17 protein-coding genes and 1 other annotated feature (1 of these 18 running past the window's edge) are annotated in these 13,248 nt (G+C 46.7%); of the genes, 13 read left to right on the top strand and 4 right to left on the bottom strand.

What is annotated here, in order from left to right; translation table 11 throughout:
• Nucleotides 1-205 (top strand) — a binding site (T-box leader) (it extends 43 nt beyond the left edge of the window).
• A 97-nt stretch (nt 206-302) separates the two neighbouring features.
• From rtpA to FB592_RS11745, 6 genes are all read left to right on the top strand, one after another.
• Nucleotides 303-464 (top strand): anti-TRAP regulator, encoded by a 162-nt coding sequence (gene rtpA, locus FB592_RS11770; RefSeq protein ID WP_003234807.1) that lies wholly within the window; start codon nt 303-305, stop codon nt 462-464.
• A gap of 20 nt (nt 465-484) precedes the next feature.
• On the top strand, nt 485-1,423 hold the full coding sequence (locus FB592_RS11765) for a DMT family transporter (RefSeq protein ID WP_103803526.1): 939 nt from the start codon (nt 485-487) through the stop codon (nt 1,421-1,423).
• A gap of 96 nt (nt 1,424-1,519) precedes the next feature.
• Nucleotides 1,520-2,200 carry a two-component system response regulator YcbL gene (ycbL, locus tag FB592_RS11760; RefSeq protein ID WP_080375507.1) on the top strand — a complete coding sequence of 227 codons (681 nt, stop codon included), beginning with the start codon at nt 1,520-1,522 and terminating at the stop codon, nt 2,198-2,200.
• A gap of 1 nt (nt 2,201) precedes the next feature.
• Nucleotides 2,202-3,137, top strand: coding sequence for a two-component system sensor histidine kinase YcbM (ycbM, locus tag FB592_RS11755; RefSeq protein WP_064672049.1), 936 nt, complete (start codon nt 2,202-2,204; stop codon nt 3,135-3,137).
• A gap of 91 nt (nt 3,138-3,228) precedes the next feature.
• On the top strand, nt 3,229-4,152 hold the full coding sequence (locus FB592_RS11750; protein WP_103803525.1) for an ABC transporter ATP-binding protein: 924 nt from the start codon (nt 3,229-3,231) through the stop codon (nt 4,150-4,152).
• Nucleotides 4,153-4,170: 18 nt separating this feature from the next.
• The gene (locus FB592_RS11745) at nt 4,171-4,857 is read left to right on the top strand and encodes an ABC transporter permease (RefSeq protein ID WP_072173741.1); all 687 of its coding nucleotides are present in this window, start codon (nt 4,171-4,173) and stop codon (nt 4,855-4,857) included.
• Here the strand turns inward: FB592_RS11745 and FB592_RS11740 are convergent.
• Together FB592_RS11740 and FB592_RS11735 are read right to left on the bottom strand one after the other, a co-directional pair.
• Complete coding sequence (locus tag FB592_RS11740) at nt 4,818-4,952, bottom strand: hypothetical protein (protein ID WP_119122840.1); 135 nt, start codon at nt 4,950-4,952, stop codon at nt 4,818-4,820. The two genes, FB592_RS11745 and FB592_RS11740, sit on opposite strands and share 40 nt — an antisense overlap.
• Nucleotides 4,912-5,298 (bottom strand): YndM family protein, encoded by a 387-nt coding sequence (locus FB592_RS11735; RefSeq protein WP_003246313.1) that lies wholly within the window; start codon nt 5,296-5,298, stop codon nt 4,912-4,914. The genes FB592_RS11740 and FB592_RS11735 overlap by 41 nt, the downstream gene beginning before the upstream one ends.
• 313 nt (nt 5,299-5,611) lie before the next feature.
• On the opposite strand from FB592_RS11735, the gene cwlJ reads away from it, so the two are divergent.
• The 6 genes from cwlJ (at nt 5,612) to tatC (ending at nt 9,918) form a co-directional block, all read left to right on the top strand.
• Entirely contained in the window at nt 5,612-6,040 is a 429-nt protein-coding gene (gene cwlJ / locus FB592_RS11730) for a cell wall hydrolase CwlJ (protein WP_015715185.1), read from the top strand.
• 105 nt (nt 6,041-6,145) lie between these two features.
• Nucleotides 6,146-6,877: a vWA domain-containing protein gene (locus FB592_RS11725; protein WP_031315684.1), complete on the top strand. Its 732-nt coding sequence runs from the start codon at nt 6,146-6,148 to the stop codon at nt 6,875-6,877.
• 79 nt (nt 6,878-6,956) lie between these two features.
• On the top strand, nt 6,957-7,133 hold the full coding sequence (locus tag FB592_RS11720; protein WP_003234785.1) for a hypothetical protein: 177 nt from the start codon (nt 6,957-6,959) through the stop codon (nt 7,131-7,133).
• 18 nt (nt 7,134-7,151) lie between these two features.
• On the top strand, nt 7,152-8,903 hold the full coding sequence (phoD, locus tag FB592_RS11715; protein ID WP_032724845.1) for an alkaline phosphatase PhoD: 1,752 nt from the start codon (nt 7,152-7,154) through the stop codon (nt 8,901-8,903).
• A 13-nt stretch (nt 8,904-8,916) separates the two neighbouring features.
• Nucleotides 8,917-9,129: a sec-independent protein translocase protein TatAD gene (gene tatAD / locus FB592_RS11710; RefSeq protein WP_003223835.1), complete on the top strand. Its 213-nt coding sequence runs from the start codon at nt 8,917-8,919 to the stop codon at nt 9,127-9,129.
• Nucleotides 9,130-9,189: 60 nt separating this feature from the next.
• On the top strand, nt 9,190-9,918 hold the full coding sequence (tatC, locus tag FB592_RS11705; protein ID WP_014475692.1) for a twin-arginine translocase subunit TatC: 729 nt from the start codon (nt 9,190-9,192) through the stop codon (nt 9,916-9,918).
• On the opposite strand, the gene pcp is transcribed toward tatC, so the two are convergent.
• Nucleotides 9,915-10,562 carry a pyroglutamyl-peptidase I gene (pcp, locus tag FB592_RS11700; protein ID WP_070548470.1) on the bottom strand — a complete coding sequence of 216 codons (648 nt, stop codon included), beginning with the start codon at nt 10,560-10,562 and terminating at the stop codon, nt 9,915-9,917. The genes tatC and pcp overlap by 4 nt on opposite strands.
• 78 nt (nt 10,563-10,640) lie before the next feature.
• Between pcp and FB592_RS11695 the strand changes: the two genes are divergently transcribed.
• On the top strand, nt 10,641-11,753 hold the full coding sequence (locus tag FB592_RS11695; RefSeq protein WP_141949528.1) for an aminotransferase class V-fold PLP-dependent enzyme: 1,113 nt from the start codon (nt 10,641-10,643) through the stop codon (nt 11,751-11,753).
• Between the two features lie 41 nt (nt 11,754-11,794).
• Here the strand turns inward: FB592_RS11695 and lmr(B) are convergent, their stop codons facing one another.
• On the bottom strand, nt 11,795-13,234 hold the full coding sequence (lmr(B), locus tag FB592_RS11690) for a lincomycin efflux MFS transporter Lmr(B) (RefSeq protein ID WP_141949527.1): 1,440 nt from the start codon (nt 13,232-13,234) through the stop codon (nt 11,795-11,797).
• Nucleotides 13,235-13,248: the final 14 nt, after the last annotated feature.

Here is a 13,248-nt window from a genome sequence, read left to right as displayed (position 1 = left end):
TCAGAGAGTCGGTGGCAGGTGTGAACCGATCCTCCCCTGATGCCGAATGGGCTTCTGAATTGCTTTGCTGAACGGATAGTAGGCGATGCCGGGTTTCTCTCCCCGTTACCAAGAGAGGAGTATCGAAACATAGATTTTCTGTACTTAGAGTGAACGGCTGTATAGCTGTTAATAAAGGTGGTACCGCGAGACCCTCGTCCTTTGCATAGGACGGGGGTTTTTTGTGTTTCTTAAAGGAGGTGACGGCCAATGGACGATGGCTGGTGGTGGCATAGCAGATGAGTTAGAAAGGAGGATATCAAATGGTCATTGCAACTGATGATCTTGAGGTCGCATGTCCTAAATGTGAAAGAGCGGGAGAAATCGAAGGAACACCTTGCCCGGCCTGCAGCGGAAAAGGTGTTATTCTGACTGCTCAAGGATATACGCTTCTGGATTTTATCCAAAAGCATTTGAATAAGTAAAGGAGAAAAGCTGAGCTGAGATGAGAGCAGAAGAGCAGAGTAAGATTTGTGAGACCGCAGCAGGAACGATTTTTTTGCTGATCGGAACAGTTTGTTTTGCGTCTAAATCGATTTGGATAAAATGGGCATACCAAATGGGTGCTGAGCCAGATGCCGTGCTGCTATACAGGCAGCTGCTGGCTGTTCCGCTGTTTTGGCTGATTTTTTTAATATACCGACCTCCAATGCCAGACGGTAAGAAAAAAGGAGACCTATGGAAGGCTTGTGGCGCGGGAGTGTTTTGTTTTTTTCTGTCTCCCTTGCTTGATTTTATCGGGCTGAACCATGTATCCGCAATGGTTGAACGTATATTGCTGATGAGCTATCCGTTGTTTGTGTTTGGATTCGCCGCGTGTCGTGACCGGAAAATGTCCTCAATTCAGGACCTTTTCGCAGTTCTGGCGGTCATGTTTGGGCTTTTCTTGGCGCTGGGCGGCTGGAATGCTGAGCTTTTCCAGGCGAATATGATTGGAGCTGTATTCATTTTGTTATCTTCGGCCGTCTATGCTGGTTATCTTGTCCTTTCCGGGCATCTCGTCCATCAAATCGGGGGGATCCGTCTCAATGCATACGGGATGACAGCTGCTGGAGCTGCCATGATGCTTTACACAGGGATAAAATCGGCGGCTGGCATGAATACGCCAATGGCAGCATATCCGCTTTCTATGTATGGTTTGTTCGCGGTAATTGCAGTCGTAACCACTGTGATTCCATTTGTGCTAATGCTTGAGGGCATAAAACGAATCGGGGCACAGCGAGCCGCCGCCATTTCAATGGCAGGGCCTGTCCTGACGATTTTCTATGGAGCTTTATTTCTCGGTGAACGGCTCGGGCTTATTCAAGTCATTGGATGCGCTGCCGTATTCTTTGTCATTACGGGCATGGAATACAGGAAGCTGAAAACAGGAAAAAAAGAATAATTTTTATAAAACACACACGTTTTTCAATTACAATAAGTGTAATTACGTGTGTGTTTTTTGATTTTGTAAAGGTTAGGTGAGAAGATGCAGCGCATATTGCTTGTAGAAGACGACCACTCAATCAGTGAAATGGTGGATCATTATTTAACAAAAGAAGGCTTTGGAATTGTGCATGCTTTCGACGGAGAAGAGGGCATCCGGCTGTTTCAGCAGGGTTCATACGATTTGGTCCTCCTTGATATCATGCTCCCGAAGCTGAACGGCATGGATTTTCTGAAAATCATCCGGGAAAAAAGCAATATACCGGTCTTAATGATTTCGGCAAAAGATGGAGATGTGGACAAGGCATTGGGACTGGGCTTTGGGGCGGACGATTATATCGCCAAACCGTTTTCGATGATTGAGCTGACAGCCAGAGTAAAAGCCGCGATACGGCGGGCGACGCAATATTCGGCAGAGGAGCCGGCTGGGAATAAGGTGATCCGGATTCACCAGCTTGCGATAGACGTAGACAATGTTTCCGTTTTGAAAAACGGAGAACCGCTCCAGCTGACGTCAACAGAATGGCAGCTGCTGTGCTTATTCGCATCAAATCCTAAAAAAGTGTTTACGAAAGAACAAATCTACCGTTCCGTTTGGAATGAAGAGTACTTTGATGATCAGAACATCATTAACGTACATATGCGGCGGCTCAGAGAAAAGATTGAGGATGACCCCTCCTCCCCTCAATATATTAAAACGCTATGGGGCATCGGTTATAAATTAGGAGAGTTTTAGAATGACAGTGCTATGGGTGGCCGCTGTCATCGCTCTGGCGTGTCTGAATGTGATTCAATTCATAATGAAAAAGAAGCGGGACGGGAATCTGGCTTACACGGCTGACCAGCTTAGCTACATGCTCAGCCGGGATTCGGCAGGACAAATTTTGCTTCCTACAGACGATCATGCGCTCAAAGGCTTGCTTGTTAACATCAATCTTATCGTTGAGAATCGTCAGCAGATCAGCGCCCAATTTGCCAAAACAGAGCAATCCATGAAGCGGATGCTGACCAATATGTCGCACGACCTGAAAACGCCGTTAACGGTCATTCTCGGTTATATCGAAGCCATTCAAAGTGACCCGAACATGCCGGACGAAGAGCGGGAAAGATTGCTGGGGAAGCTCCGCCAGAAAACGAATGAACTCATTCAGATGATCAACTCCTTTTTTGATTTAGCGAAATTAGAATCTGAAGATAAAGAGATCCCGATCACCAAAGTACATATGAACGACATATGCAAACGAAATATCCTGCACTATTATGACGCTGTTCAGTCAAAAGGCTTTCAAGCAGCCATCGATATACCGGATACGCCGGTGTATGCGCAGGCGAATGAAGAGGCACTGGACAGAATCCTGCAAAACCTATTATCCAATGCGATTCAATATGGCGCGGCCGGCAAGTTAATCGGCATGACGCTGTCTTATGATGAGAGGAACATCGCCATCACCGTATGGGATCGCGGAAAAGGGATTAGTGAAACCGATCAGCAGCGGGTGTTTGAGAGGCTGTACACACTGGAAGAATCCAGAAATAAAGCATTTCAAGGAAGCGGCCTGGGTTTAACCATCACAAAACGGCTTACAGAAAAAATGGGAGGCACCATATCCGTCCAAAGCAAGCCGTACGAACGGACTGCATTTACGATCACATTGAAACGCATGACATATTAATCGTAAGAATTTCTTAAGGTTTGAGAAATAAAAATGACAGGGCTCGCCGCTACAATAGAAAACAGGAAAAGAGAGGGAAGGAGAAACAAAGTTGACTTATATCGTACAAACAAACGGGCTGACCAAAACGTATCAGGGCATAGAGGTCGTATCCAATGTCAGCATGCATATTAAAAAAGGTGAAATCTATGGCTTTCTCGGCCCGAACGGCGCGGGGAAAACAACCATCATGAAAATGCTGACGAGCCTTGTCAAACCGACAAGCGGTGAAATCATCATCCTTGGGAACAAGTTCACCCACACGTCATATGAGGTGCTGGGGAACATCGGCAGTATGATTGAATATCCGATTTTTTATGAAAACCTGACAGCTGAAGAAAATTTAGATCTGCATTGTGAATATATGGGATACCACAATAAAAAAGCCATACAAGAAGTGCTGGATATGGTGAATTTAAAACAAATCGACAAAAAACCCGTCAAAACCTTTTCCCTCGGGATGAAGCAGCGCCTTGGAATTGCGCGTGCCATCCTCACGAAGCCGGACCTGCTCATTCTGGATGAGCCGGTGAATGGTCTTGACCCTCTCGGCATTAAAAAGATCAGGCAATTGTTTCAAGTGCTGAGCAAAGAGTACGGGATGACACTGCTGATCTCAAGCCACCTGCTGGGTGAAATCGAACAAATCGCGGACACAATCGGCGTCATTCGGGACGGCAGGCTGCTTGAAGAGGTATCAATGGAGGATGTCAGGGGCCAGAACACTGAATACATCGAGCTTGTTACATCGAATCAGACAAAGGCCTGCTTTGTTCTTGAGAAAGAGCTGCAATTAACCAACTTTAAAATTTTAAATGAGAAAACAATCCGAATTTACGAAGCCGAAGCCTCACAGGCTGCTATATCCAAAGCGCTGATTTTAAATGATGTAGACATTGAATCAATGAACAAAAAGTATACGTCGCTGGAGGATTATTTTATCAAATTGATCAACGGCAATAGCATCAGTGCGTAAAGGAGGAGAGAAACGTTGATGAATTTGATCAGAATCGAATTAAGAAAAATGAAAATAGGCTGGTATGTCAGAGGCGCCATCATTGCCAACGTGATCATTATGGGTTTTATGTGGCTGATCAGTTATTCCGAAAAAGCCGATGGCGGGGTTTCGTTCCAAAGTACGGATGAAGCATTCCTCATCATCGGTACCTTCGTCAGAGCGGTATTTATCGTATTTGGCGCTGTGCTGATCGTAAAATTGGTGATTTCGGAATATAAAAACAAAACCATTCTTGTGATGTTCACGTACCCGATCAGCCGTAAAAAGCTGCTCACCGCTAAGCTCATGATCGCGGGCGGACTGACGTTTATCACGATTTTACTTTCAAATATACTCATAGCCGCCGGTTTCTTTTGGCTGAACTCGATCTACCATTTCATACCGGGAGAGCTTACTTCCGAGATCATTTCTCAACAGGCGGTCAAAATGGCGGTTTTCGCTTTTGGCGCCGCTGGAACCAGTTTAGTTCCCATCTTTTTTGGGATGCGTAGACACTCGGTTCCGGCGACCATCATTTCATCTGTAGTAATTGTGATGCTCATCAGCTCAACAAGTCCGGGCTTCTCGATTTCATCTGTTGTGTATATCCCGTTATCGTTAGCGGCATTCGGATTGTTCTTTTCCTACATGGCGATCAGGAATGCGGACAAGCAGGATGCGTAAACAAAGGCGCCCAATATGTATAAAAGGCCGATGCTGTCAGCACCGGCCTTTCCATTATGAGTCTGTTCTTGTTTCAAGATAATGCTTCTTGCCAATCTCTTTGCTCATCATATAGAAATGGAAGCAATATTCACCGATTGCCATGACAATCGCGCCGAATAAAGCCGCCAATGCAACTTCACCGCCAGTCATCCCCATAGAAAGCGGCATGCCCATCAGCCAGATCACGAGAAAGGCCAAACCAAAATCAGCCAAAGTTGCAATCATATTATTCCATTTCGGCAATACATAAAGATCGCCCAGTAAATAAGAAATAACCCCTAACACAATCGTCATTAGCAGCGTATCACCAAACGTGAACCCAAAGCCCAGACCAAGCACCAGATACAACACAATAATCGTCATAATACCTTTAATAGCGAGCGCTTTCACATGTGTCATTACAATTCCTCCTTTTGTCATTTGATTTGTTATGTATAATTCCTCAAATGTAAAAAGTTAAACCTTATTTTTTTTCGGAGGCGGGTGCAAATCTGCTGGGGAGGGGTCAATGATGTGAATCCAGGAATTGAGGCTGCGGCGCTTCGACAGCGGAAATGTGAAGCTTGTACTGCACCGGACGCTGCTTTGATGCCCAACAGCCCATTATGTTTGCTGTTTTTAGATGAATAAATTTAAAAACTTCTCCTGTCCCTCCGTCATCACTTCAGAAGTAATGAAATATGATGAAAAGAGATCAAGGGGAGGTGACGTGATGGCGGTCGTGAGAGCAACGAGTGCGGATGTCGATTTGATGGCAAGGCTGCTCAGAGCGGAAGCGGAAGGTGAAGGCAAGCAGGGGATGCTGCTTGTCGGCAACGTTGGAATTAATCGGCTGCGGGCGAATTGCTCAGATTTTAAAGGCCTCCGCACCATCAGGCAGATGATTTATCAGCCACACGCGTTTGAGGCTGTGACTCATGGATATTTTTATCAAAGAGCGCGGGATAGCGAGCGTGCCCTTGCACGCCGGTCGATTAATGGTGAAAGGCGCTGGCCTGCAAAATTTAGTTTATGGTATTTCAGGCCGGAGGGGGACTGTCCAGCCCAGTGGTATAACCAGCCGTTTGTGGCCAGATTTAAGTCACACTGCTTTTATCAGCCGACGGCGGAGACGTGTGAAAATGTATATAACACATTTTAGAGACAGGACACCGTTCAAGTTGAACGGTGTTTTTCTTTGAAAAGATGCAATGGAAAATATTCCTGTGAGATAATCGAAGAAAAAAGAGCTGACGGAGATGACAGAATGGCAACAATTGACCTGCAAAAGAAAAGTGTAAAGATCGTACTGGAGAAAAAGCAGTTAACGAAGGTGACGGCTCGTGTCGGACTGGTTCTTGATATTACGGGATCGATGAGACCGCTCTACAAAAACGGGACGGTTCAAAATGTGGTGGAGCGGATTTTGGCAGTGGCTGATCAGTTTGATGATAACGGTTTGCTGGATGTATGGGTGTATGATAATGAATTTTCCCGATTAAAGCCAGTTTCAGAAAAGGATTTTTCGGGCTATGTCGATCGTGAAATTTTAAATAATGACCGCTTGCATAAATTCGGCAGAAATGATGAGCCGCCAGTCATGAAGGACGTGCTGCGCAAATATGTTGCGGAGGAACCGAGCTCGTATCCTGCTTTCATTGTTTTTATCAATGACGGGGGCTGTAAAAAGTCAATCAAACCGATAATTGAAGCTTCTTCTGATAAACCGGTGTTCTGGCAGTTTGTCGGCATCGGAAACGGAAACTTTGATTTTCTCAATAAACTGGATACGTTAGAAGGGCGTGTCATTGATAACACGAATTTCCTGCATATCGAAGAGATTGACCGCATTTCTGATGATGAGCTTTATGATGCTCTGCTTGCTGAATTTCCATTTTGGCTGAAAGAAGCGAAGGAAAAAGGGATTGTAAGAGAACAAGAGCCTCCTGCTGAAAAGCCGAAAAAGAAGGGCTTTTTCAGCAGATTGTTTTCGAAATAACTGATAAGGCACTGAGCCATTCTGCGAAATGGCTCGGTGTTTTTGTTTTTTTAAGATCATGTGAAGAAAAATAGTCCGAATGGGCGGCTTGCAAACGACAGGATATGCAGAAAACGCGTCATTCAGCCAGCTTTCGGCATGTTTCAGCGGCAGGCTTGTGAGGGAAGACCTGTTTTTAATGTTCAGCGCTTACAATCGGTTCACACTTCTTCACAGTCGTTTAACAATGATTTCCTATAATGGAGACGATCAATGAGGAGAGAGGGGATCTTGAATGGCATACGACAGTCGTTTTGATGAATGGGTACAGAAACTGAAAGAGGAAAGCTTTCAAAACAATACGTTTGACCGCCGTAAATTTATTCAAGGAGCGGGGAAGATTGCAGGACTTTCTCTTGGATTAACGATTGCCCAGTCGGTTGGGGCCTTTGAAGTAAATGCTGCGCCTAAATTCTCAAGCTATCCGTTTACATTAGGGGTAGCGTCAGGTGATCCGCTTTCTGACAGTGTCGTGCTTTGGACGCGCCTGGCACCAGATCCGCTGAACGGCGGAGGAATGCCGAAGCAAGCGGTGCCTGTCAAATGGGAGGTCGCAAAGGATGAGCATTTCCGCAAAATCGTAAGAAAAGGCACTGAAATGGCTAAACCGAGTCTTGCCCATTCCGTTCATGTGGAAGCGGACGGGCTTGAGCCAAACAAAGTGTACTATTACCGTTTCAAAACCGGCCATGAACTAAGCCCTGTCGGAAAAACAAAAACACTGCCTGCCCCTGGCGCCAATGTGCCGCAAATGACCTTTGCATTTGCTTCCTGCCAGCAATATGAGCACGGATATTATACGGCCTACAAGCATATGGCAAAGGAAAAGCTTGATCTTGTTTTCCATCTCGGTGATTACATATATGAATACGGCCCAAATGAATATGTATCAAAAACAGGCAATGTCCGCACGCACAACAGTGCGGAAATCATTACGCTGCAAGACTATCGGAACCGTCACGCTCAATACCGTTCTGACGCCAATCTTAAAGCTGCACATGCGGCATTCCCTTGGGTTGTAACTTGGGATGACCATGAAGTTGAAAACAACTATGCCAATAAAATACCTGAAAAAGGACAGTCGGTTGAAGCATTCGTGCTCCGCCGCGCGGCAGCATACCAGGCATACTATGAACATATGCCGCTCCGCATTTCCTCTTTGCCGAATGGCCCAGATATGCAGCTGTACCGGCACTTTACGTACGGAAACCTAGCGTCCTTCAATGTGCTTGATACCCGCCAGTACAGGGACGACCAAGCCAATAACGACGGCAATAAGCCGCCTTCTGATGAATCGCGCAATCCGAATCGGACCCTGCTTGGAAAAGAACAGGAGCAGTGGCTCTTCAACAATTTGGGCAGTTCGACAGCCCACTGGAATGTGCTGGCGCAGCAGATTTTCTTTGCCAAGTGGAATTTCGGGACAAGCGCAAGCCCGATCTACAGCATGGATTCGTGGGACGGCTACCCGGCTCAGCGCGAACGGGTTATCAATTTCATTAAAAGCAAAAATCTGAATAATATTGTCGTACTGACAGGTGATGTACACGCAAGCTGGGCATCGAATTTGCATGTCGATTTCGAGAAGACAAGTTCAAAAATATTCGGAGCCGAATTTGTCGGAACCTCGATCACTTCCGGAGGAAACGGAGCCGATAAGCGAGCGGATACGGACCAAATTTTAAAAGAAAATCCGCACATCAAGTTCTTTAACGACTATCGCGGATATGTCCGCTGTACAGTGACGCCTCACCAGTGGAAAGCCGATTATCGGGTGATGCCGTTTGTGACCGAGCCGGGCGCAGCCATTTCCACGAGGGCTTCATTCGTTTACCAGAAAGACCAAACTGGGTTGAGAAAGGTATCATCCACAACAATCCAAGGCGGGGTGAAGCAATCCGATGAGGTCGAAGAGGATCGTTTCTTTGCGCACAACAAAGCCCACGAAAAACAAATGATTAAGAAGCGGGCAAAAATCACGAATTAAGGAGTGAAAAAACATGTTTTCAAACATTGGTATACCGGGCTTGATTCTGATCTTTGTCATCGCCCTCATTATTTTTGGCCCTTCCAAGCTGCCGGAAATCGGGCGTGCTGCCGGACGGACACTGCTGGAATTTAAAAGCGCCACAAAATCACTTGTGTCTGGTGATGAAAAAGAAGAGAAATCAGCTGAGCTGACAGCGGTAAAGCAGGACAAAAACGCGGGCTGAATGCTGATGAGGCAGACACCGGGTCTGCCTCTTTTTTTATGAAAGGGAGGGCTTTTTTGAATGGATAAAAAAGAAACCCATCTGATCGGGCATTTAGAAGAGCTTCGCCGCCGGATTATCGTCACCCTTGCGGCATTTTTTCTATTTCTCATCACGGCTTTTTTGTTCGTACAGGACATTTATGACTGGCTGATCAGGGATTTGGATGGAAAGCTGGCTGTGCTTGGGCCGAGTGAAATCCTCTGGGTGTATATGATGCTTTCCGGCATTTGTGCCATTGCGGCTTCTATCCCTGTTGCCGCGTACCAGCTGTGGCGTTTCGTTGCACCGGCGCTGACGAAAACGGAGCGCAAGGTGACGCTCATGTACATACCAGGTTTATTTGCGTTGTTTTTGGCGGGCATCTCCTTCGGATACTTTGTCTTGTTTCCGATCGTGCTCAGCTTTTTGACTCATTTATCCTCCGGCCACTTTGAAACGATGTTTACGGCTGACCGCTACTTTAGGTTTATGGTGAATTTGAGCCTGCCGTTCGGCTTCTTGTTTGAGATGCCCTTGGTGGTGATGTTTTTAACAAGGCTGGGCATCTTAAATCCTTACAGATTGGCCAAAGCGAGAAAGCTGTCCTATTTTCTGCTGATTGTCGTGTCCATATTGATTACACCGCCTGATTTTATTTCTGATTTTCTCGTGATGATCCCGCTTCTTGTCCTGTTTGAAGTGAGTGTCACCCTATCGGCGTTTGTCTATAAAAAGAGGCTGAGGGAAGAAACAGCGGCGGCCGCTTAGTGCAGTGTACCGCCCGGTGACTTCACATCCTCATCATATTGTGCGGCCGTAACAGCGGCGATTCTCAATGCCCGGACAATCGTGTCCAGGCTGAGGCTCGGCGCTGTTTTGTCGATTGTTTGCTGCGGAATGTAAGGAATATGAATAAAACCGCCGCGAATGTGCGGGGATGTCCGGCTAATGTGATCCATTAACCCGTAGAACAAATAGTTGCATACAAAGGTCCCCGCTGTGTAGGAAACCGCAGCTGGAATGCCGTGTTCCTTCATCTTAGCAGTCATTCGTTTCACGGGAAGCCCTGTCCAGTAAGCGGCGGGCCCATCTGGAGAAATCTCTTCATCAATCGGCTGATGTCCTTCGTTATCGGGGATTCGCGCATCTGCAAGGTTGATCGCCACCCGTTCCGGTGTAATCTGCATCCGTCCTCCTGCTTGGCCGACACAAATTACGATATCCGGCTGATGTGTTTGAATGGCTTGGCGCAGAGTGCCCAGAGCGGATCTAAAGACGGTTGGAATTTGTTCCGCTGTAATTATGGCTTCTTCCGTCTCGAAGCCATTAAGCCGTTTCGCCGCTTCCCATGATGGATTGACGGTTTCTTTGTCAAAAGGGTCAAAGCCAGTGATCAGCACTTTTTTTCTCATTCTCCCATCTCCTTTTTCTTTTATTCTATTGTTTATTTATGGGTTTTTCATCAAAATAATGTAAAGGAGTGAATCATAATGGAGCATTTGCCGCAGCAGTATCGTCATTTATTCCCAACCTTGCAGACGCATACGATGCTTGCCAGCTGTTCTCAGAGCGCATTGGCAGAGCCTGTATCAAGGGCGATCCAGGATTATCATGATAGCCTGCTGTATATGGGGACGAACTGGAAAGAAGCGATCGAAAAAACAGAGTTTGCGAGAAACGAGTTTGCAAAGCTGATCGGGGCTGAACCGGATGAAGTGGCGATTGTGCCGTCAGTTTCTGATGCACTGGTTTCTGTAGCATCGTCCTTAACTGCATTTGGAAAGAAGCACGTTGTATATACAGATATGGATTTTCCGGCGGTGCCTCATGTTTGGCAGGCACACTCCGATTATACCGTATCCGTCATTCCATCAATAGACGGCGTGCTGCCGCTTGAACAATATGAAACGCATATTTCGGATGAAACAGTACTGACGTGTGTTCCTCACGTTCATTATCGTGACGGCTATGTTCAGGATATAAAAGCGATTGCCGAGATTTCTCAGAGAAAGAGCTCTTTATTGTTTGTAGATGCTTATCAATCAGCCGGGCATATTCCCATTGATGTGAAGGAATGGGGCGTAGATATGCTGGCAGCAGGCACCCGGAAGTATTTGCTCGGCATACCGGGTGTGGCTTTTCTTTATGTGAGAAAGGAGCTGGCTGACGCACTGAAACCGAAAGCATCAGCTTGGTTCGGCAGAGAGAACGGATTTGATGGGGCTTATGCGAAAGGCGCGCGTCGTTTTCAAACGGGCACCCCAGCTTTTATCAGCGTATACGCAGCTGCAGCGGCTTTATCGCTGCTGAATCATATTGGGGTTTCTCATATCAGGGATCATGTGAAAACGATCTGTGCCGATGCAGTTCAATATGCCGCTGAAAAAGGCCTGAAGCTGGCGGCGGGACAAGAGGGGATTCAGCCGGGCATGGTTGCGATCCGGGATGAGCGGGCATCGGAAACGGCGGCGTTGCTGAAGAAGAAAAAAGTGATTTGCGCGCCGCGGGAAAAAGTTATCCGTCTCGCTCCCCATTTTTATAATACGAAGGAGGAAATGCGGCACGCGATTGATGAAATCGCGGCGAAAACGATCCACAAGTAAACATGAAAAATCCCCTGAACATTAGTCAGGGGCTTTTCATATTAATGATCTACCTTCACGCGCTTCATAAAGAAAGCGCCAATCAAACCGATAATGGCAACAATCATTGCAAACACAAATGCGTGCTGTACACCCGCTGTCAAAGCTTGTGGGATGACTGCCGGATCGGTAGGGTTTTTAACTGTACTCATATAATCATGCTGGCCTGCAGCCATAATGCTGACCGCAACCGCTGTTCCGATAGCGCCAGCCATTTGCTGCAGCGTGTTCATAATGGCGGTGCCGTCTGGATAAAATTCACGCGGCAGTTGGTTTAAACCGTTTGTCTGTGCAGGCATCATGATCATAGAAATCCCGATCATCAAGCAGGTGTGCAGGATGATAATCAGCACAGCTGTTGAAGTGGTCGTTACATTTGAGAAGAACCATAGTACAACTGTGACAATCACAAATCCCGGAATGACAAGCCATTTCGGCCCGTATTTATCGAACAAGCGGCCTGTAACAGGGGACATAAATCCATTTAAAATACCGCCCGGCAAGAGAACAAGACCAGATGCAAATGCAGTCAGGACTAAGCCGCCTTGCAGATACATCGGCAGAAGCAGCATAGATGACAGAATGACCATCATACAAATGAACACCATGATCACACCCAAAATAAACATCGGGTATTTGAACGCACGGAGGTTCATCATCGGCTGCTTCATTGTCAGCTGGCGGATTGAAAATAGGATAAGGCCGACAACGCCGACAATCAGTGACACGATAACAGTCGGGCTGGACCATCCCCCGGAGCCTTCACCCGCGTTGCTGAATCCGAACACAATGCCGCCGAAGCCAATCGTCGACAGGATGATAGACAATACATCGATTTTCGGCTTTGTCGTTTCAGATACATTCTGCATATATGCGATACCGAACACAAGCGCCAGCACAAGGAATGGAAGAGAGATCCAGAAAATCCAGTGCCAGTTGAGGTGCTCCAGAACCAATCCTGAGAAAGTTGGGCCGATGGCGGGCGCGAACATAATGACAAGACCGATCGTTCCCATTGCGGCGCCCCGTTTATGAGGCGGGAAAATCACCAAGATTGTGTTAAACATTAGGGGCAGTAAAAGACCGGTTCCAAGTGCCTGAACGATCCTTGCCGCCAATAAAAACGAGAAGCTCGGCGCAAGCGCCGCGATCAAGGTTCCTATAATTGAAAAGATTAGTGACACGGTAAAAAGCTGTCTTGTTGTGAACCACTGTAACAGCAGTCCTGAAACAGGAACAAGGATACCGAGTACAAGCAGGTAGCCCGTCGTTAACCATTGGACGGTTGCCGCTGTAATGTTCAATTCCTTCATAAGGTCGGTTAACGCAATATTCAGTGCTGTTTCACTGAACATGCCGATAAAACCGGCCAACAGCAAGGAAATCATAATCGGCATCACTTTGTATTGCTGAGATGCTTTAGCTGTTGTTTCCAAAATCATTTCCCCTCTCTATC

Origin of the sequence: Bacillus sp. SJZ110, from assembly GCF_006715455.1 — a bacterium.
GTDB lineage: Bacteria > Bacillota > Bacilli > Bacillales > Bacillaceae > Bacillus > Bacillus subtilis.
This window is presented reverse-complemented; position numbering and strand designations above follow the sequence as displayed.